Origin of the sequence: Micromonospora sp. HK10, from assembly GCF_000982955.1 — a bacterium.
GTDB lineage: Bacteria > Actinomycetota > Actinomycetes > Mycobacteriales > Micromonosporaceae > Micromonospora.
Genome location: NZ_KQ058772.1, coordinates 47,474 through 66,250, shown reverse-complemented (window position 1 = coordinate 66,250; position 18,777 = coordinate 47,474). Strand labels below are relative to the sequence as shown.

Below are 18,777 nucleotides of genomic sequence, written 5' to 3'. Positions count from 1 at the left end.
CCGTAACTCGTTCCCGCACCGTCAGACCCCGAACGCGCGGGTGAACCGCACGTCGCCCTCGGCCATGTCCCGCATGTCGCTGACCCCGTGCCGGAACATCACGGTCCGGTCGATGCCCATGCCGAACGCGAATCCGGAGTAGACCTCCGGGTCGATGCCGCAGGCGCGCAGCACCCGCGGGTTGACCATGCCGCAGCCGCCCCACTCGACCCACTGCGGACCGTCCCGGTGCTCGGGGAACCAGACGTCGAACTCGGCGGACGGCTCGGTGAACGGGAAGTAGTGCGGCCGGAACCGGGTCTTCGCGCCCTCGCCGAACATGGCCCGGGCGAAGTGGTCCAGGGTGCCGCGCAGGTGCGCCATGGTGATGCCCTTGTCCACCACCAGGCCCTCGACCTGGTGGAAGACCGGCGCGTGGGTGGCGTCCAGCTCGTCGGTGCGGTAGACCCGGCCGGGCACCACCACGTAGATCGGCGGCTGGCGGGTCAGCATGGTGCGCGCCTGCACCGGCGAGGTGTGGGTCCGGAGAACAAGGCCCGACCCCTCGGGTGCGATGTGGAAGGTGTCCATCAGGCCGCGCGCCGGATGGTCGGCGGGGATGTTCAGCGCGTCGAAGTTGGTCCACTCCAGCTCGACCTCGGGGCCCTCGGCCACCTCGTAGCCCATCCCGATGAACAGGTCGCTGATCTGCTCCATCAGGGTGCTCAGCGGGTGCCGGGCGCCGCGCGGCCGGCGGGCGTAGGGCAGGGTGACGTCGACCCGCTCCTCGACCAGCACCCGCTCGGCCTGCTCGCGGTCCAGGATCTCCTGCCGGGCGGCGTACGCGGACTCGATGGCCCGGCGGGCCTCGTTGACCCGCTTGCCGGCGTCGGCCTTCGCGGCCGGCGGCAGCGCGCCGATCTCCCGGCGCGCCAGGGAGACCGGGGCGCGGTCCCCGAGGTGCGCGGGGCGCAGCGCGGTCAGCGCGTCCGGGTCGGTGGCGGCGGCGAACGCCTTCTCGGCGTCGGCCACGGCCCCGGCCAGGGCGTCCGGGTCGAGCAGGGCGACCTGCTTCGGGTCGTACGGATCGTTGCGGTAGCTCATGGCGTACGGGCACTCCCTCACGGCGGCGCCGGCCCTTTCGGGGCGGCTAGGCGAGTCTACGGACGCGCGGCTTCGCCGCAGCCCGCCGGTGGGAGGTCGTGCAGGGGGAAGGGTCAGGCCCGCCGCCCGCCGACACCGGCGGGCTGGCTAAACGAACGCCGTGGCGCGTTCATCACGTGGACGACTCCCCTGCTGTGTGCCGCGCGACGCGTTCGCGTCAGCGCAGTGCTCTCGCTGAAGCGTACAGGCAGACGGCCGCGGCCGCAGCCAGGTTCAGGCTCTCGGCGCGCCCGTGCAGCGGCACCCGGACCCGGGCGTCGGCGGCGGCGGTCAGCTCTTCGGGCAGCCCGTGCGCCTCCGACCCGAAGAGCCAGGCGGTCGGGGCGGCCAGCCGGCCGGCGTCGGTGAGGTCGTCGAGGTCGCTGTCGCCGTACCCGGTGGTGGCCAGGACGGTGAGCCCGGCGGAGCGCAGCGCCGCGACCACGGCGGCCGGGTCGGTGGCCCGGACCACGTCGACGTGGAACAGGCTGCCGGCGGAGGCCCGCACGCACTTGCCGTTGTAGGGGTCGACCGCGTCGCCGGCGAAGATCACCGCGCCCGCGCCGGCCGCGTCGGCGGTGCGCAGCACGGTGCCCGCGTTGCCCGGGTCGCGGATCTCGGCGAGGACCGCGACCAGGCGCGGCCCGCGCGCCAGGGCGTCGTCCAGGGGTACGTCGAGGTGCCGGCAGACGGCGACCAGGCCCTGCGGGGCGACGGTCTCGGCGAGCGCCGCGAGCGCCTCGTCGGTGACCTCGGAGACCGGCACGTCGGCGCGGGCGGCCGCGGCGGCCAGCTCGGCGTACCGGTCCAGCGCGGCCGGGGTGCCGAAGAGCTCGACCACGGTGCCGGCGCGGGCGAGGGCCTCCCGGACCGCCTGCGGCCCTTCGGCCAGGAACCGGCCGGTGGCCTCGCGGTCCCGGCGGCGCTGCAGCCGACGGGCGGCGACCACCCGCGGGGTACGCGGGGTGAACGGGCCGGGAACAGCGTCGAGGCGCCTCCCGTGCGGTGCTGTCGGCATGGGAGACGCCTCGATCTGCTGGTCCGGGTGGGTCCGCGGGCTGCCGCTGAGCTGGGTCAGGCGGCCTGGGCCGCGGCGCCACCGGTGCCCTCGGCCGCCACGGCGGCGCGGGCCAGCTCGACGATCGCCGCGAAGGCGGCGGCGTCGTTGACGGCCAGGTCGGCCAGGATCTTGCGGTCGACCTCGATGCCGGCCAGGCGCAGGCCCTGGATCAGCCGGTTGTAGGTCAGGCCGTTGGCCCGGGCGCCGGCGTTGATCCGCTGGATCCAGAGCTGCCGGAAGTCGCCCTTGCGGTCGCGACGGTCCCGGTAGGCGTACTGCATCGAGTGCAGCACCTGCTCCTTGGCCTTGCGGTAGAGCCGGGAGCGCTGACCGCGGTAACCGCTCGCGGTCTCCAGCAGGGTACGACGCTTCTTCTGGGCGTTCACAGCCCGCTTGACGCGTGCCATCTCAACTCCTTCTTCGGTTCAGGTGGCGCGCGTCAGCGGCCGAGCAGCTTCTTGATGCGCTTGACGTCGGCCTTGGCCAGCTCGACCGTGCCGGTCAGCCGCCGGGTCCGGCTGGAGGGCTTCAGCTCCAGGTGGTGGCGAAGCCCGGCCTGCTGGGCAACGATCTTGCCCTTGCCGGTCACCTTGACCCGCTTGCCCATACCCGTGTGGCTCTTCATCTTCGGCATTGGAACGTCTTCTCCCCTGTTACTGGCCGCTGGTCTCAGCGGTCGTGCCGGTCTCACCGGCTGCTGCGGTCTCGCCGGCCGCCGGGGCGGCCGTTTCCTCCGCAGCCCGGTCGCGCGGTCCACCGCGGGACGCCGTGGCGGCGACCGCGGAGGCCTTGACGGCCCGGTGCGGAGCGAGAACCATGATCATGTTTCGGCCGTCCTGCTTGGGAGCGGCCTCGACGTATCCCAGGTCCGTGATCTCGGACTCGAGCCGGCGCAGGAGCCGGTAACCCAGCTCCGGGCGGCTCTGCTCGCGACCGCGGAACATGATCGTCACCTTGACCTTGTCGCCCGCCTTGAGGAACCGCACCACGTGACCCTTCTTGGTCTCGTAGTCGTGCGGGTCGATCTTCGGCCGGAGCTTCATCTCCTTGATGACGGTCTGTTGCTGGTTACGCCGCGCTTCGCGCGCCTTGAGTGCGCTCTCGTACTTGAACTTGCCGAAGTCCATGAGCTTGCACACCGGCGGGCGCGCCATCGGCGCAACCTCGACCAGGTCCAGGTCGACGTCCGCGGCCAGCTGCAGGGCGCGCTCCAGCGGGACGATGCCCACCTGCTCACCCTCAGGGCCGACCAGTCGGACCTCACGTGCCCGGATCTGTTCGTTCACGCGTGGTTCGACGCTGATGGGGCCTCCTCGAGTCGAGTCTCCTACGGTGCCGACTCCGTGGGCCCCCGGGCGGGAGCCGACCCGGAAAGCAGAAGGCCCCGGCGCATGCCAGGGCCCACTCGACCGGTCGGCACGATCACAATGATCGCGCATCCGGGACCGGGACGTGCCCGGAACCGGTGACCGGACCCGGCCGCCTACGGGGGCGACTCGGGTGGGAGCAGGCGCTCCGCTTCAACGACTGCCCGCACGTCAGGGACGGGGGCGGTCTGGTCGACTCGGCAACATTACACCCTCGCCGCAGGGGCGCCCAAACCGGGCCCCGGGCTCAGCGCGGCGCGGGATCGTCGGCCCGGACCGCCGGGTGCGCCCCGTGCAGGCGGCGCAGGGCGCGCACCGCCTCCACCGCGTGCTCCTTGTCGGCGGCCTGGAGGGCGACCATCGGCAGCAGGTCGTCGTCGTGCAGCTCGAGGCTGGCCCAGGGGGCGCCCCGGTCGAACCGGACCCCGCGGACGACCTCCCACGGCAGGTCGTACGAGCCGAGGACGTTGCGCACCTGGACGCCTCTCGCGTCGGCGACCACCCGGGGGCGGGTGAAGAGCAGCACCCCGAGGGCGGCGAGGACGCCCAGCCCGACCATGGCGAGCTGGTCGCCGCGCTGGAAGGTGCCGTAGCCGTCACCGGTGGTCCCGGTCAGCGAGGTGGCCAGCCCGGCGAACACCACCAGCAGGGCACCGGCCGACACCCAGCAGACCACCCGCAGCCGGCGCGGCCGCACGGTCACCACTGCATCGCTCACCCGACCAGTCTGCCATCCGGTGCCGGGTCGGGTTCGGCCGCCACTCGGACCGGCGTGCCCCGCCGCCCTCCGGCCACCAGCACCGCCACCCCGGTGAGCACCGCGCCGGCGAGCACCGGCAGCCGCACCCCGGCGCCGCCCGGCAGCGCCACGTCCAGCAGCAGGGCGCCGCCGAGCTGGCCGGCCACCAGGGCCAGGCCGGTGCGCAACACCCCGGCGGCCCGGACGCCGACCAGCAGGGCGAGGACGATGCCCACCCCGAACAGGCCGCCCACGTACAGCCACCACTGGGCCGGCCAGGCGGGGTGCGCGGCCAGCGCGCCGGCCAGCGCGGCCACCGCCGCGATCGCCGCGGTGCTCACCGCGAAGTTGACCGCCAGCCCGGCGGCCGGACCCACCGCGGCGGCGACCCGCCCGTTGAGGGCGGACTGGAACGCCACCGCCAGGCCGCCGCCGACCGAGAGCAGCACCAGCCCGATCGCCAGCTCACCGACCGGCTGGCCGAGCTGGGCGAGGGTCACCGCGGCGATGCCCACCAGTGCTCCGGCGACCCGGGGCGCGGTGAGCGGCAGGCGGCCGGTGGCGGCCAGTCCGGCCCGGTCGACGCCCAGCCCGCCGAGGCTGCCCCCGGCCACCTGGGCGATGGTGAAGACCGCCACCCCGAGCGCCGGTACGACGTACGGACCGATCACCACGATCGCCGCGCCGCCCAGCCCGCCCAGGTAGGCCCACCGGGGCAGCCGCGCCCGGCGCAGCGCGGCCAGGCCGGCGCGCATCGACGGGACCGCGACCAGCCCGAGCAGCACCAGCAGGCTGCCGCCCAGGTTGTTGACCACCGCGCCGAGCAGCGGTTCGCCGGTCCGCTCCCCCAGCTCGGCGTTGACCACGCCCTGCGCGGCCGAGGCCACCCCGCCGAGCACGACCACGGCCAGGGCGGCCGGGACCGGCAGCGGCCTCACAGCCGGCAGGCGTGGATGTTGGTGACCAGGATGGCCCGGGCGCCCAGCTCGTACAGCTCGTCCATGATCCGGTGCACGTCGTCGCGCAGGACCATGGCCTGCACCGCGACCCACCCCTCCCGGTGCAGCGGGGAGACCGTCGGCGACTCGATGCCGGGGGTCAGCGAGCTGGCCCGGTCGAGCAGACCGGCCGGCACGTCGTAGGCGAGCATCACGTACCGGCGGGCGACCAGCACGCCGTGCAGCCGGCGCTGCAGCTGCTCCTGCTGCGGGCCGCCGGGGGCGCCGAGCCGGCGGACCAGCACCGCCGATGAACGCAGCAGCGGCTCGCCGAAGACCACGAGGCCGGCCTGGCGCAGGGTGGCCCCGGTCTCCACCACGTCGGCGACCACGTCGGCCACGCCGAGGCGGATGGCGTTCTCCACCGCGCCGTCCAGCCGGATCACCTCGGCCTTGACGCCCAGCTCGGCCAGGTGCCGCTCGACCAGTCCCGGGTACGCGGTGGCGATCCGGTGCCCGCCGAGCCGCTGGACGGAGTCCACGTCGTCGGGGCGGGCGGCGAACCGGAAGGTGGCCCGGCCGAAGTTGAGGTCGACGATCTCCTCGGCCGGCGCGCCGGAGTCGATCAGCAGGTCGCGGCCGGTGATGCCGACGTCCAGGTCGCCGGAGCCGACGTAGGTGGCGATGTCCTTGGGGCGCAGGTAGAAGAACTCGATGTCGTTGGGCTCGTCCCGGCAGACCAGGTCCTTGGGGTCGGTGCGCTGGCGGTAGCCCGCCTCGCGCAGCATCCCGGCGGCCGACTCGGCCAGGGCGCCCTTGTTGGGTACGGCGACACGCAGCATGGAAAGAGTGCTCCTTCGAATGATCGGCTGATCAGCGGGCGGGGGCACTCAGAGATGTCGGTAGACGTCCTTCAGGTCCAGGCCGGTGGCGAGCATCAGCACCTGGGCCTGGTAGAGCAGCTGGGAGATCTCCTCCGCGGCGCGCTCCGGGCCCTCGTGCTCGGCGGCCATCCACGACTCGGCCGCCTCCTCGACGACCTTCTTGCCGATGAAGTGCACCCCCTTGGCGAGTGCCTCGACCGTGCCCGAGCCCGGGGTGCCGGCGGCGGCCTTGGCCTGCAGCTCGGCGAACAACTCCTCGAACGTCTTCACGGGAGGCGATTCTTCCAGCCCCGGCCGGTCGCGGTACGCGCCGGGTCCGGACCCGGACCACATGCCGGACCGCTAGAAAGAGGTCTTTCGAAAGGGAACCTTCGAAAGGTACGCTTCGACCGTGGAGCAACCGCGAACCCGGAAGATCACCGACGTCGACACCTTGCGCGCCCTCGCGCATCCGCTGCGGCTGCGCATCCTCGACGCGGTCGCCCTGCACGGCCCGCTCACCGCCACGGAGGTCGCCGAGCGGGTCGGCGAGAGCCCGGCCAACTGCTCCTGGCACCTGCGCCAGCTCGCCCGCTACGGCTTCGTCACCGAGGCGGGCGGCGGCACCGGCCGGCAGCGGCCCTGGCGGCTGGTCACCGAGGGACACCGCTGGGGCGAGGGCGCGGAGAGCCCGGCGCTGGCGCAGGCCGGGGACGCCGCCCTGCTGGCCCTGCTCGACCTGGAACACCGCAAGCTGCGGGACTGGCTGGCGGTCCGCCGCCAGCACGCCGCCACCTGGCGCGACGCCGACTTCCTGCACCAGTTCATCGGCTGGTACACCGCCGAGGAACTGCGCGAGCTGAAGGAGGAGCTGGGCGCGCTGCTCGGCCGCCACCTGGACCGGCTGGGCGATCCGGCGGCCCGTCCGCCCGGCTCCCGGCCGGTACGGCTGCTGGCGTGGGCCGCGCCCGACGTCGACGGCGAGCCGGTCGCCGGCGGCGAGCCCGTCGCCGGCGGCGCGGGCACCGAGGACGGACCGGTCGTCGGCGACACCGACGCGGAGCGGAACGGGGACCGATGAGAAGCCTGCTGCGCCGGCCGGGCTTCCGGCTGTTCTTCGTCGCGCTGACCATGAGCATGATCGCCGAGTCGGTCCTGCTGCTGGCCCTGGCCATCTGGGTCAAGGAGCTGACCGGCTCCGACGGGCTGGCCGGCGCCACCTTCCTGGCGCTGACCGCGCCCATGGTGCTCGCCCCGCTGGCCGGCTGGGTGGTCGACCGGGTGCCACGCCGGACCTTGTTCGTGGTCCTCAACGCGGCCACCGCCGGGCTGCTGCTGCCGTTGCTGGCCGTGCACGACGCCGGCCGGCTCTGGGTCGTCTACGCCGTCGCCGCCGGCTACGGCCTGTCCTACATCGCGCTCGGCGCGACCGTCACCGCCCTCGTGCAGGAACTGGTCCCCGCCGGCCTGCTGCCCGACGCCAACGGCGTCACCCAGACCGTCAAACAGGGGCTGCGGCTGGTCGGCCCGCTGCTCGGCGCCGGGCTCTACGTGCTGCTCGGCGGCCCCGCGATGGCCGCCGTCTGCGCGCTCGGGTTCCTGGCGGCGGCCGCCGTCGGGCTGGCCGTACGCCCGGCTCCGGCACCCGTGGCGACGCCGACGCCGGGCGGGCCTACCGGGGCGGCGGCGGCCGGCGGGCCCACCGGGGCGGCGGCGGGGACCGCCGGGGGTTGGCGGGCCGAGGTGGTCGCCGGCGTGCGGCACCTGGTACGCGAGCCGGCGCTGCGGCGGGCCCTGCTCGCCGTGGTCGCCGCGACCGTCGGCCTCGGGTTCGGCGAGACGCTCTGGTACGCCTACGTCGACCAGGGACTCGGGCGGGAGCCGGCCTTCCTCGGGGTGCTGGTCTCGCTGCAGGGCATCGGCGGGCTGCTCGGCGGGCTGGCCTCGGCGGCCCTGGTGCGCCGGCTCGGCGAGCTGGGCGGCATGGCGCTCGGCGTGTCCGCCGTCGCCGTGGGTTTCCTGGCCCCGGTCTGGCCGGTGCTCGGGCTCGCCGTGACCGCCGCCGTGCTGATCGGGCTGGGGCTGCCGGTCGCCCTGGTGGGCACCATGACCCTGCTGCAACGGCAGACCCCGCCGGACCTGCTCGGTCGCGCCTCGGCCGCGCTGGACGCGCTCGCCAGCGGACCCCAGTCGCTGGCCATCGGGCTGGGCGCGCTGCTGGTCGGGCTGGTCGACTACCGCCTGTTGTTCGCGGCGATCGGGGCGCTGCTGCTGGCCGCCGGCGGCTACCTGCTCACCGGCCGCCACCTCTCGGCGCCGTCCGCCGGGACGCCGATCGAGACAGCCGCCGTACCCACTGGTCACGTGTGACGGCATCGTACGAGCGCGTGACCGGGCCGGACGGGGGCCCGACGGCCGCCTCGCCCGCCAACCCACCGAGAGGTTCGCAGACGCTACCAACTTGATGACCCAGACGACTCGGCGCGGGCTGGCGCGAGACAGGCGGGGGGTGGTCAGGCGAAGCCGACGCGGCGGCCGTTGGCCGCGTCGAGGCCCCGGACGGCCAGGGCGGCGTCCAGGGCCGCCACGGTCGCCGCCCAGCCCTTGTCCTCGGCCGAGCCGGGCAGGCCGGCCCGGTCCCGGGCCTGCTCGAGGGTGTCCACGGTCAACACGCCGTGCGCCACCGGCTTGCTCTCGTCCAGCGCCACCCGGGTCAGCCCCTCGGTCACCGACTGGCAGACGTAGTCGAAATGGGCGGTGGCGCCGCGCACCACGACGCCGAGAGCGACCACCACGTCGTACCGGCGGGCCATCGCCTGCGCCACCACCGGCAGCTCCACCGAGCCGGCCACCCGGGCCACCACCGGCCGGGCGCCGCACGCCTCGGCGGCGGCCACCGCCCGGTCGACCATGTGGTCGGTGAGGTCGCCGTGCCAGCGCGCCGCCACGATCCCGACGGTCAGCCCGGCCGCGTCCACCGCGCTCGCGCCCGGTTCCCCGAAACCCGCCATTCCTACGCTCCGATCTCGTCACCGGCCACCGGACGCCCCATCGGCGCCTCGGTCACCTCGTCCAGCCCCTCCAGGAGGTGGCCCATCCGGTCCCGCTTGGTGCGCAGGTAGCGCACGTTCTCCGGGTTCGACCGCACGGGCAGCCCCTCCCGGCCGCTCACCGTGAGCCCGTACCCCTCCAGGCCGGCCCGCTTGGCCGGGTTGTTGGTCAGCAGCCGCATCGAGCGGACACCCAGGTCGTAGAGGATCTGCGCGCCGGTGCCGTAGTCGCGGGCGTCGGCCGGCAGGCCCAGGTCGAGGTTCGCGTCCACGGTGTCCCGGCCCTGGTCCTGGAGCTGGTAGGCCTGCAGCTTGTGCAGCAGGCCGATCCCCCGCCCCTCGTGCCCGCGCACGTAGAGCACCACGCCGCGCCCCTCCTGGGCGACCCGGGCCAGCGCGGCCTGCAACTGCGGGCCGCAGTCACAGCGCAGCGAACCGAACACGTCCCCGGTCAGGCACTCCGAGTGCACCCGGACCAGCACGTCCCGCCCGTCGCCGAGGTCGCCCATGACCAGCGCGACGTGCTCGGCCGAGTCGAAGTCGCTGCGGTAGCCGAGCGCCCGGAACACCCCGTACGGGGTGGGCATCCGCGCCTCGGCGAGCTGCTCCACCTGCTTCTCGGTACGCCGCCGGTAGGCGATCAGGTCGGCGATGGTGATCAGCGTCAGCCCGTGCTCGGCGCAGAACTTCTCCAGATCGGGCAGGCGCATCATGGTGCCGTCGTCGTTGACCAGCTCGCAGAGGACCCCGGCCGGACGCAGCCCGGCCAGCCGGGTCAGGTCCACGGCCGCCTCGGTGTGCCCGGGGCGGCGCAGCACCCCGCCCTCGCGGGCCCGCAGCGGCACCACGTGCCCGGGGCGGGCCAGGTCGGTGGGGTCGGTCGAGGCGGCGGCGAGCAGCCGGATGGTGTGCGCCCGGTCGGCCGCCGAGATGCCGGTGCTGACCCCCTCCCGGGCGTCCACGGTGACCGTGTACGCGGTGCCCCGCCGATCCTGGTTGGTGTGGTGCATGGGCGGCAGGTCCAGCCGGTCGCACTCGCTCTCGGTCAGCGGGGCGCAGATGTAGCCCGAGGTGTAGCGGACCATGAACGCGACCAGTTCCGGGGTGGCCAGCTCGGCCGCGAAGATCAGGTCACCCTCGTTCTCCCGGTCCTCGTCGTCCACCACGACCACGGGTCGGCCGGCGGCGATGTCCGCCACCGCCTGCTCGATGCTGCCGAAGGTGCTGCTCATGCCACGGCCTCCGAGTACGTCGGCGGGATGTCGGTGCGGGCGGGCGGGGTGACCCGGGAGGTGCGCCACCAGGCGGCCAGACCGGCCAGGCAGAACCCGCCGTAGACCAGGTACATGACGGCCGACGGGTAGAAGCCGCCGCGCAGCAGCAGCGGCACGCCGACCGCGTCGACGGCGATCCAGATCAGCCAGAACTCCACCCAGCCGCGGGCCATCCCGTAGGTGGCGAGCAGGCTGCCGACCAGGATCCAGGCGTCCGGCAGCGGTCCCCAGGAGCCGAGCGCGGCCAGCACCGGGTACGCGGCCGCGGTGCCGACCACGGCCGCGACGAGCAGGCCGAGCCGCTCCCGCCCGGTCGCCCAGCGCGGCACCACGGCGGGCCGCTGGCCGTCACCGGAGCGGCGGTTGCGCGACCAGCGCCACCAGCCGTAGACGCTGACCGCGAAGAAGAAGACCTGCCGGCCGGCCTGGCCGTAGAGGTCGTGCGCCTGCGGGGTGGCGAAGACCCCGCCCAGGAAGACGGTGAACAGCAACGCGTTGCCGATCATGCCGACCGGCCAGGCCCAGACCAACCGGCGCAGCCCGAGCAGCGCCGAGGCCAGCCCGAAGCCGTTGCCGACGATCTCCCGGACCAGCACCGGCGAGCCGGCGACGTGCACCTGGGCGTCGAGCAGCCAGCCGAGCGGGCCGGTCACCGGGCACCACCGGCGAGCCGGTCGCCGAGCAGCCGCTCGACGTACTTGGCCAGCACGTCCACCTCAAGGTTGACCGGGTCGCCGACGCCCCTGGCGCCGAGGGTGGTCAGCTTCAGGGTGGTCGGGATCAGCCCGACGGCGAACCAGTCGTCGCCGACCTCGGCGACGGTCAGCGACACGCCGTCGACGGTGATCGAACCCTTCTCCACCACGTACCGGGCCAGGCCGGCGGGGAGCCGGAAGCGGACCGTCTCCCACTGGGCGGCCGGCTCCCGGGCGACCACCTCGCCGACCCCGTCCACGTGGCCCTGGACGAGGTGCCCGCCGAGGCGGCTGTTCAGCGCCGCGGCGCGTTCCAGGTTGACCGGGTCGCCCGGGCGCAGCGCGCCCAGCGCGCTGCGGCGCAGGGTCTCCCCCATCACGTCGGCGGTGAAGACGCCGCCGTCGACGTCGACCACGGTCAGGCAGACGCCGTTGACCGCGATCGAGTCGCCGTGCCGGGCGTCCGAGGTGACCAGCGGGCCGCGGAGGGCGACCAGCACGGAGTCGCCCCCGGTCTCGGTGATCCGGACGACCTCGCCCAACTCCTCGACGATGCCGGTGAACATCTCAGGCCTCCCTCTTCCGGGGCAGCGCGGTGATCCGCAGGTCGGGGCCGACCTGCGTAACGTCGGTGATCTCCAGGTCGATGGCGTCGGCGATGGTCGTCACGCCGGCGTCCAGCAGCGCGGTCGGCCCGGCGCCGAGCAGCTTCGGCGCGACGTACCCGACGACCTTGTCGACCAGGCCGGCGGCGAGGAACGCCCCGGCCAGCCGGGGGCCGCCCTCCAGCAGGGCGGCGCGCACGCCCCGGTGGTGCAGCTCGGCCAGGAGCGCCGGCAGGTCGACCCGGCCGTCCGGGCCGGCGCCGACCTCCGCGGCGGTGGCGATCCAGGTGCGGGCGGCGCCGTCGCGGACCCGGGCGTCGGCCGGGGTACGCCCCGTGCTGTCCACCACCACCCGCAGCGGCTGCCGGATGGCCAGCGTGCCGTCGCGCAGGTTGCGGGCGGTCAGCCGGGGATCGTCGGCGAGCACCGTGCCGACCCCGGCGAGCACCGCGTCCACGGTGCCGCGCAGGGCGTGCACGTCGATCCGGGCGGCCTCCGAGGTGATCCACATGCTGGTGCCGTCGGCGGCCGCGGAACGCCCGTCGAGGGTGGCGGCGTACTTCCAGATCAGGTACGGCCAGCCGCGGCGCATCGAGGTGAGCCAGGCGACGTTGCCGGCCTCGGCCTCCTCGGCGCGTACCCCCACCTGGACCTGGACCCCGGCGGCGCGCAGGGTGGCCGCGCCGCCGGAGGCGACCGGGTTGGGGTCACCGACGGCGACCACCACCCGGGCGATCCCGGCCGCGATGAGCGCGTGGCTGCACGGGCCGGTGCGCCCGGTGTGGTCGCAGGGCTCCAGGGTGACCACGGCGGTGCCGCCACGGGCGCGGCTGCCGGCCTGGGCCAGGGCGACGATCTCGGCGTGCGGGCCACCGGCGTAGGCGTGGAAGCCCTCCCCGACGACCTCGCCGTCCGGGTCGAGGAGCACGCAGCCCACCACCGGGTTGGGGCTGGTGGTGCCGAGGCCGCGGGCGGCCAGTTCGATCGCGCGACGCATCGCCTCGTCCACGGAGACGCTCGCCATCGCCAGCCCTGCCCTCTCGCTCGCCGGGGCACGCGCGGACGGGCGGGAGGCTGGCGGCACGGGTGCCGCGGACACGCGGCGGCGGAGATCCGGAGACGGCACAGCCGACCCCGGGAAGCCCACGCGGCGGCTGAGCATGCCAGCGGCCGGCAGGGGCCTCCCCGTCCCGCGCGCTGTCTCCCATCCGGACTGTCTGGGGGCGGACCAGCCGCACCCCAACCGTCGGCCCCGGATTCTCACCAGGTCCACCGTCCGGCCGAAGCCGTCCGGGTCGCGGGCTTACCACGGTCGGACCGTGGATCACCGCCGGTTCGGAATTTCACCGAGCCCCGCCAGCGCGTGGTGGGTACAGGGGAAGTCTTACACGCCGGACGGGGGCGCGTGCCACCGAGGCGAGCTACCTCACAGCGACGGGTGGTTCGTCACGTCACGCCACGCCGCCGGTCGACCGCGACGTACGACCCGGGTTGGCTCTTGGCGACCGTCTTCATCTCGGAGGCGACCGCGATCGCCTCCAGGGGGTCGGTGAACCGTTTGCCCGAGTCGGAGAGGGAGACCCCGATGGAGAGGGTGACCAGGGCGGCCCGCCGGATGTTGCCGCGCCGGTCCTTCAGCTCGACGAACCCGCGCTCCCGGTCGGTGGGGTCGTAGAGGGCGTCGGCGGCCTTCTCGAAGTCGACCACGGCCCGGCTGGTCAGCGGCCGGACCTGGGTGGGGGCGCAGACGATGACGAAATCGTCGCCGCCGACGTGGCCCAGGAAGGCCGGCGGCAGGCCGATCGAGACGACCGCCCGGTGCAGGCTCCGGGCGAGCGCGGAGATGAACTCGTCGCCGCGGACGAAGCCGTACCGGTCGTTGACGCTCTTGAACCGGTCGATGTCGATGTAGCCGACCGCGTAGTCGACGCCGTTGCGCACCCGGTCGCTGATCTCCCGCCGGATCCGGCTGTTGCCGGGCAGCCCGGTCAGCGGGGAGACCTCGCGGAACTCCTTGTTGCGCCGCAGCGTGGAGCTGACCCGGGCGACCAGCTCGGCGGTGTCGAAGGGCTTGACCAGGTAGTCGTCGGCGCCCGCGCTGAGGCCGTTGACCTTGTCGACGGTCATCCCCTTGGCGGTCAGCATGATCACCGGCAGGGCCGAGGTCATCGGGTCGGCGCGCAGCCGGCGGGTCAGCTCCAGGCCGTCGATGCGGGGCATCATCAGGTCCACCACGGCCAGGTCGGGTCGGCGCTGCTCGATGATCTCCAGGGCCTCCTGGCCGTCCCCGGCGTGCAGCACCTCGAAACCGTGCAGCCGCAGGTTGAACTCGACGAAGCGGGCGATGTCCTCGTCGTCGTCGACGACGAGGATGACGTCGGGTCGCTCGCCGGCCGGCTCCACGTCAGGCCCCGGTCGCCGCGCGTTCCGCCAGGCCGCGCAGCCGGCGTACCGCCTCGGCCGGGTCGTCGGCGCCGTAGACCGCGGTGCCGGCGACGAAGGCGTCGGCGCCCGCCTCGGCGGCCTGCGCGATGGTGTCGTCGGCGATCCCGCCGTCGACCTCGATGCGCAGCTCCAGGTGCCCCGCGGCGGCGTGCCGCCGGGCGGTGCGGACCTTCTCCAGCAGCTGCGGGAGGAACCGCTGCCCGCCGAAGCCCGCCTTGATCGTCATGATCAGCAGCGTGTCGAAGCTGGGCAGCAGCTCCAGGTACGGCTCGATCGGGGTGTCCCGGTCGATGGCCAGCCCCGCCTTCGCCCCCGCCGAACGCAGATCCTTGGCCAGCGCCACCGGGTCGTCGCACGCCTCCGCGTGGAAGGTGACGTTGTAGGCGCCGGCGTCGGCGTAGCCGGGGGCCCAGCGGCGCGGGTCCTCGATCATCAGGTGCACGTCGAAGGGCAGCTCGGTCGCCGCGCGCAGACTCTGCACCACCGGCAGGCCGATGGTCAGGTTCGGCACGAAGTGGTTGTCCATCACGTCCACGTGCAGCCAGTCGGCGGCGTGTTCGACGGCACGGACCTCGTCGGCGAGGCGGGCGAAGTCGGCGGCCAGGATGCTGGGCGCGACGATCAGCGGCGGTACGGTCACCGGGCCAGTGTACGAACGCGGTGACCCGCCGTTCACCACCCGGCACCGACCGCAACGCGCCGTGACCCGGGCGTGACCGGCGGTGCGGGATCGACCCGTCCGGAGGAATAATCCGGAACGAGGAGCCAGACACTACTGGCCGAACGACCGAAAGACGGCAACACTCCAACAGGGACGGTCCCGTATGCTGCACGCCCCGGCGGCGGTACGCCCGCCATCCGGGCCCCGGCGACCGCCTGTCATCTCCCGGAAAGGGCGGACGATGCGACGGTGGCTCCTGGCGCTGGCCGGCGCGGCGACGCTGCTCCTGGCGGGTTGCGTGCCCGGGCACCGGGCCGACGGCGACCTGACCGACGACTGGCCCGCGCTCCCGGAGGCCCGCGTCTTCGTCCCCGCCACCGACGCCTGCCTGCCCCGGATCACGGCGGTGGTGCCGGCCGGCAGCTACGAGACGGTCGACTGCGCGCGCAGCCACCTCGCCGAGGTGGTGCACGTCGGCACGTTCGCCGGGTCCGCCGCGACCGGCCCCCGCCCCGAGCCGGGCTCGCCCGCGCTGCGGGCCGCCCGCGCCGAGTGCGACCAGCGGGCCCGCGAGGTCATCGGCGGGGACTGGCACGCGGCCCGGCTCGCCCTGAACATCGCGCTGCCCACGACGGCCGCCTGGCTGGCCGGGGCCCGCTGGTACCGCTGCGACCTGGCCGAGACCGGCAGCATCGACAACACCCGACCGGTCAACCGGGTGGGCAGCCTGCGCGGCGCGCTGGTCGGCGACAACCCGCTGGCGCACCGCTGCTTCGACCCGAAGCTGATCGGCGAGAACCTCAACTACATGGCCCCGGTGCTCTGCACCGAGCCGCACCGGGCCGAGTTCGTCGGGGTCTTCGTGGAGCGGGACATGAGCTGGGCCGACTTCCTGCGCGCCGCCCCGCAGGTGCACCGCCGCTGCATGGCGCTCATCGCCACCTTCGCCGAGGTGCCCGACAACGCCGACCTGCCGTACCGGGCCGGCTCGATCTTCTATCCGCCGTCGCAGCGGGAGTGGACGGAGGGCGACCGGGGCGTGCGCTGCTTCCTGTGGAGCGACGACCGCAAGCTCAACCGGTCGATGCGCGGCGCCGGCCCGGAGGGACTACCGGTCATCTGAGCGTCCGTGCCGTATGCTGCACCGCCGTGACGGTCGGCCGTTCCGGCGCGCGGCAGGGCGCCGGGCGCACCGGCGCGCGGTGCGGTCCGGGTGACCACGACGACGGGGAGGTCGGTGCGATGCGGCGATGGTGGACGGCGATCGCGGCGGGTGCCGCGGCCGCGCTGGCGCTGACCGGGTGCGGCGCGCCGGGCGGGGTGGACCGCGACCTGGCCGACGACTGGCCCGCGCTGCCGAAGGCCGCCGCGTTCCTGCCGGACGCGGGGACCTGCCACGTCACCATCCAGGACGTCGGATACCTCAGCGGCTACAACCCGGTCGACTGCACCGTCCTGCACCGGGCGGAGACGCTGCACGTGGGCACGCTGACCGGCCCGGACGCCGAGCGGTCCACGCCGCCGCGGGTCGGCTCGGCCGGCATGCGCACCGCCCGCGCCGAGTGCGACACCCAGGTGAGCAAGGCCGTCGGCGCGGACTGGCGGTCCGGGCGTCTGGCGGTCGGGGTGGTCTTCCCGTCGGCCTCGGCGTGGGGCGGCGGGGCGCGCTGGTTCCGCTGCGACGCCTCGGAGGTGACCAGCCTCGACGACGGCAGCGTCACGGCGCGTACCGCCAGCCTGCGCGGGGCGCTGGCCACCGGCTCCCCGCTGGCGTTCGGCTGCTTCAACCCGAAGCTGGTCAAGGACGACATCCAGCAGATGCGTCCGGTCGCCTGCACGGCGAAGCACCACGCCGAGTTCGTCGGGATCTACCAGTTCCCCGACATCTCGTACGCCGAGTTCAAGCGCACCTCGTTGCGCGCGCACAAGGCCTGCCGGGATCTGATCGCCACGTACGCCAAGGTGCCGAAGAACGGCGACCTGCAGTACCGGGCCGGCACGATCATCTACCACCCCCTCGAGGCGGAGTGGCGCAACGGCGAGCGGGGCGTGCAGTGCTTCCTCTGGGTGGCCGACCGGGCGCTGACCCGCTCCATGCGGGGCGCCGGCAACAAGGGGCTGCCGGTCCGGTGAGCGGGGCGGGCACCGGGCCCGCCCCGCCGGAACGCTAGCCGACCTGCACCGTCACGTCGTCGATGACGAAGCTGGTCTGCAGGGACGCGTCCTCCACCCCGGTCCACTTCAGGGTGACCGTCTGCCCGGCGTACCCGGCCAGGTTCACGGTGCGCTGCTGGTAGCCGCTGGCGGCGTTGAGGTTCGAGTACGTCGCCACGGTGGTGCCGCCGACCTGGACGGTCAGCTTGTCGTACGCGGTCGACGTGGTGGTCTCCGCGGTGTCGATGTGCAGCCAGAAGGCGAGGGTGTAGCTGGCGCAGCCGGCCGGGAGGCTCACCGTCTGGGCGAGGCTGTCGGTGTGCGAGCTGCCGTAGCCGTCCAGCCAGGCCTTGTACGACCCGCTCCGGGCCGCCTGGCCGGAGTCGTTGGTGATCACGCCCGAGGTCGCCGTCCACGGTGAGCTGCCGGACTCGAAGCCGCCGTTGACGATGAGCTGGCCGCCGGCGCAGCCGCCGGTGCCGGTCACGGTGAGGGTGTAGCCGGCGGTGCGGGTGGCCGACCCGGTGCCGGTCACGGTGATGGTGAAGGTGCCGGTGGTGGCGCTCGACGAGGCGCTCACCGTCATGGTGGCCGAGCCGCCGGAGGTGACCGACGACGGGCTGAAGCTCACCGTGACACCGCTGGGGGCGCCGCTGGCGGACAGGCTCACGGTCTGGGCGCTGCCGCTCGTGGTCGCGGTGCTGACGGTGGCCGTGGTGGAGCCGCCCCGGGCCACGCTGCCGGAGGTCGGGCTCACCGCCAGGGAGAAGTCGTTGGTCGGGGTGCCGCCGACGGCCGTGTTCCAGATCGTGTAGGCGACGCCGTCGGCGCTGCGGTTCAGGACGGTCGCGTTGATGTTGGCGGTGGTGTCGCAGGAGCGGTGGTAGCAGCCGTCGTACGCCGCCCCGGCGGTGCCGCCCCACTTGCTGGCCTGCGCGGACGTCTTGGTGTAGCTGGCCCCGGCGGCGTAGCCGGAGGTCTGGATGCCGGCGTTGGCGAACGAGTAGTCGTCGCTGCGCCCGGCGCCCTCGGTGTTCTCCTCCGGTTGCAGGTTGAACGAGTCCCAGTACGCCTTCAGTGGCGCCGCCGTGGCCGAGGTGATCCGGTTGATGAAGTAGCCGCCGTTGGGCGAGCCCACCATGTCGAAGTTGTAGTACGCCTTGATGTAGCCCCGCTGGGTCGAGCTGAGCTGCCCGACGTAGTACTTCGAGCCCTGCAGGCCCTGCTCCTCGCCGTTCCACCAGGCGAACCGGACCCGCTTGGACATGGTCGGTTGCTGGCTGGCCAGCACCAGGGCGTTCTCCAGCAGGGTGGCCGAGCCGGAGCCGTTGTCGTTGATGCCCGGCCCGGCGGAGACGCTGTCCAGGTGGGCGCCGAACATGACGACCTGGTCGGCCGGGCCCTGCGGCCATTCGGCGATCAGGTTGCTGCCCGGGTAGGTGCAGCTGGTGCAGGTCTGCTCGGTGACCGTGTAGCCGGCGGCCTGGAGCTTGGACTTCACGTACGCCACCGAGGCGGTGTAGCCGGCCGAGCCGGCCCGCCGGGTGCCCCCGTTGTTGCTGGCGATGGTGTTGAGCTGGGTGAGGTGGGCCTGGACGTTGGTCACCGAGATGTCCGGCGCGGCGGCGGCGAGCGGGGCGGCGACGCTCACCGGCGCGGGCGCGGCGGCGGCGGCCGTGGCGGTCACCGTCGCCGCCATGGTGGCGAAGAGGGCGAGCGCGAGGCCGGCGGCGGGCATGCTGCGTCTCATGGAGACTCCTCGTGGGGGTCGGCGGGACGTGCTGGCGGGGGATGGCGCGACCCG

The 18,777-nt window shown here is 74.1% G+C and carries 21 protein-coding genes and 1 riboswitch; of the genes, 4 read left to right on the top strand and 17 right to left on the bottom strand.

Going from position 1 to position 18,777, the window contains the following annotated elements:
* Positions 1 to 21: 21 nt before the first annotated feature.
* The 9 genes from pheS to LQ51_RS10825 all read right to left on the bottom strand — a co-directional run bounded on the left by pheS (position 22) and on the right by LQ51_RS10825 (position 6,380).
* On the bottom strand, positions 22 to 1,083 hold the full coding sequence (gene pheS, locus LQ51_RS10865) for a phenylalanine--tRNA ligase subunit alpha (RefSeq protein ID WP_046564693.1): 1,062 nt from the start codon (positions 1,081 to 1,083) through the stop codon (positions 22 to 24).
* A 217-nt stretch (positions 1,084 to 1,300) separates the two neighbouring features.
* The gene (locus LQ51_RS10860) at positions 1,301 to 2,140 is read right to left on the bottom strand and encodes a TrmH family RNA methyltransferase (RefSeq protein ID WP_046564691.1); all 840 of its coding nucleotides are present in this window, start codon (positions 2,138 to 2,140) and stop codon (positions 1,301 to 1,303) included.
* A gap of 56 nt (positions 2,141 to 2,196) precedes the next feature.
* Entirely contained in the window at positions 2,197 to 2,589 is a 393-nt protein-coding gene (gene rplT, locus LQ51_RS10855) for a 50S ribosomal protein L20 (protein ID WP_046564689.1), read from the bottom strand.
* Between the two features lie 32 nt (positions 2,590 to 2,621).
* On the bottom strand, positions 2,622 to 2,816 hold the full coding sequence (rpmI, locus tag LQ51_RS10850; protein ID WP_046564686.1) for a 50S ribosomal protein L35: 195 nt from the start codon (positions 2,814 to 2,816) through the stop codon (positions 2,622 to 2,624).
* A gap of 19 nt (positions 2,817 to 2,835) precedes the next feature.
* A complete protein-coding gene (infC, locus tag LQ51_RS10845) occupies positions 2,836 to 3,468 on the bottom strand; it encodes a translation initiation factor IF-3 (RefSeq protein WP_046564684.1) in 633 nt (210 codons plus the stop codon).
* Between the two features lie 328 nt (positions 3,469 to 3,796).
* The gene (locus LQ51_RS10840) at positions 3,797 to 4,267 is read right to left on the bottom strand and encodes a PH domain-containing protein (RefSeq protein ID WP_197087644.1); all 471 of its coding nucleotides are present in this window, start codon (positions 4,265 to 4,267) and stop codon (positions 3,797 to 3,799) included.
* On the bottom strand, positions 4,264 to 5,226 hold the full coding sequence (locus LQ51_RS10835; protein WP_046564680.1) for a DMT family transporter: 963 nt from the start codon (positions 5,224 to 5,226) through the stop codon (positions 4,264 to 4,266). The genes LQ51_RS10840 and LQ51_RS10835 overlap by 4 nt, the downstream gene beginning before the upstream one ends.
* Entirely contained in the window at positions 5,223 to 6,068 is an 846-nt protein-coding gene (gene hisG / locus LQ51_RS10830; RefSeq protein ID WP_046564678.1) for an ATP phosphoribosyltransferase, read from the bottom strand. Before hisG ends, LQ51_RS10835 begins: the two co-directional genes overlap by 4 nt.
* A 48-nt stretch (positions 6,069 to 6,116) precedes the next feature.
* Positions 6,117 to 6,380 carry a phosphoribosyl-ATP diphosphatase gene (locus LQ51_RS10825; RefSeq protein ID WP_046564676.1) on the bottom strand — a complete coding sequence of 88 codons (264 nt, stop codon included), beginning with the start codon at positions 6,378 to 6,380 and terminating at the stop codon, positions 6,117 to 6,119.
* Between the two features lie 121 nt (positions 6,381 to 6,501).
* Here LQ51_RS10825 and LQ51_RS10820 point away from each other — a divergent pair, with 121 nt between their 5' ends.
* Both LQ51_RS10820 and LQ51_RS10815 read left to right on the top strand, forming a co-directional pair.
* Positions 6,502 to 7,170 (top strand): winged helix-turn-helix domain-containing protein, encoded by a 669-nt coding sequence (locus LQ51_RS10820; protein WP_052744810.1) that lies wholly within the window; start codon positions 6,502 to 6,504, stop codon positions 7,168 to 7,170.
* The gene (locus tag LQ51_RS10815) at positions 7,167 to 8,459 is read left to right on the top strand and encodes an MFS transporter (protein WP_046564674.1); all 1,293 of its coding nucleotides are present in this window, start codon (positions 7,167 to 7,169) and stop codon (positions 8,457 to 8,459) included. Before LQ51_RS10820 ends, LQ51_RS10815 begins: the two co-directional genes overlap by 4 nt.
* A gap of 143 nt (positions 8,460 to 8,602) precedes the next feature.
* Here the strand turns inward: LQ51_RS10815 and ribH are convergent, their stop codons facing one another.
* The 7 genes from ribH to rpe form a co-directional block, all read right to left on the bottom strand.
* Entirely contained in the window at positions 8,603 to 9,100 is a 498-nt protein-coding gene (ribH, locus tag LQ51_RS10810) for a 6,7-dimethyl-8-ribityllumazine synthase (RefSeq protein ID WP_046564671.1), read from the bottom strand.
* A gap of 2 nt (positions 9,101 to 9,102) precedes the next feature.
* Positions 9,103 to 10,371, bottom strand: a complete 1,269-nt coding sequence (locus tag LQ51_RS10805; protein ID WP_046564669.1) for a bifunctional 3,4-dihydroxy-2-butanone-4-phosphate synthase/GTP cyclohydrolase II — start codon at positions 10,369 to 10,371, stop codon at positions 9,103 to 9,105.
* On the bottom strand, positions 10,368 to 11,066 hold the full coding sequence (gene pnuC / locus LQ51_RS10800; protein WP_046564666.1) for a nicotinamide riboside transporter PnuC: 699 nt from the start codon (positions 11,064 to 11,066) through the stop codon (positions 10,368 to 10,370). The genes LQ51_RS10805 and pnuC overlap by 4 nt, the downstream gene beginning before the upstream one ends.
* Complete coding sequence (locus LQ51_RS10795; protein WP_046564664.1) at positions 11,063 to 11,674, bottom strand: riboflavin synthase; 612 nt, start codon at positions 11,672 to 11,674, stop codon at positions 11,063 to 11,065. Before LQ51_RS10795 ends, pnuC begins: the two co-directional genes overlap by 4 nt.
* A 1-nt stretch (position 11,675) precedes the next feature.
* The gene (gene ribD / locus LQ51_RS10790) at positions 11,676 to 12,737 is read right to left on the bottom strand and encodes a bifunctional diaminohydroxyphosphoribosylaminopyrimidine deaminase/5-amino-6-(5-phosphoribosylamino)uracil reductase RibD (RefSeq protein ID WP_046564662.1); all 1,062 of its coding nucleotides are present in this window, start codon (positions 12,735 to 12,737) and stop codon (positions 11,676 to 11,678) included.
* 168 nt (positions 12,738 to 12,905) lie between these two features.
* A riboswitch (FMN riboswitch) is annotated at positions 12,906 to 13,078 on the bottom strand.
* An 81-nt stretch (positions 13,079 to 13,159) separates the two neighbouring features.
* Positions 13,160 to 14,116, bottom strand: a complete 957-nt coding sequence (locus tag LQ51_RS10785) for a response regulator (RefSeq protein WP_046564660.1) — start codon at positions 14,114 to 14,116, stop codon at positions 13,160 to 13,162.
* 1 nt (position 14,117) lies between these two features.
* Entirely contained in the window at positions 14,118 to 14,798 is a 681-nt protein-coding gene (rpe, locus tag LQ51_RS10780; protein WP_046564658.1) for a ribulose-phosphate 3-epimerase, read from the bottom strand.
* A gap of 262 nt (positions 14,799 to 15,060) precedes the next feature.
* Between rpe and LQ51_RS10775 the strand changes: the two genes are divergently transcribed.
* Positions 15,061 to 15,942, top strand: a complete 882-nt coding sequence (locus tag LQ51_RS10775) for a septum formation family protein (protein ID WP_046564656.1) — start codon at positions 15,061 to 15,063, stop codon at positions 15,940 to 15,942.
* 119 nt (positions 15,943 to 16,061) lie between these two features.
* On the top strand, positions 16,062 to 16,952 hold the full coding sequence (locus LQ51_RS10770; RefSeq protein WP_046564820.1) for a septum formation family protein: 891 nt from the start codon (positions 16,062 to 16,064) through the stop codon (positions 16,950 to 16,952).
* A 34-nt stretch (positions 16,953 to 16,986) separates the two neighbouring features.
* Here LQ51_RS10770 and LQ51_RS10765 read toward each other — a convergent pair whose 3' ends face one another.
* Positions 16,987 to 18,723 carry a M28 family peptidase gene (locus LQ51_RS10765; protein ID WP_046564654.1) on the bottom strand — a complete coding sequence of 579 codons (1,737 nt, stop codon included), beginning with the start codon at positions 18,721 to 18,723 and terminating at the stop codon, positions 16,987 to 16,989.
* Positions 18,724 to 18,777: the final 54 nt, after the last annotated feature.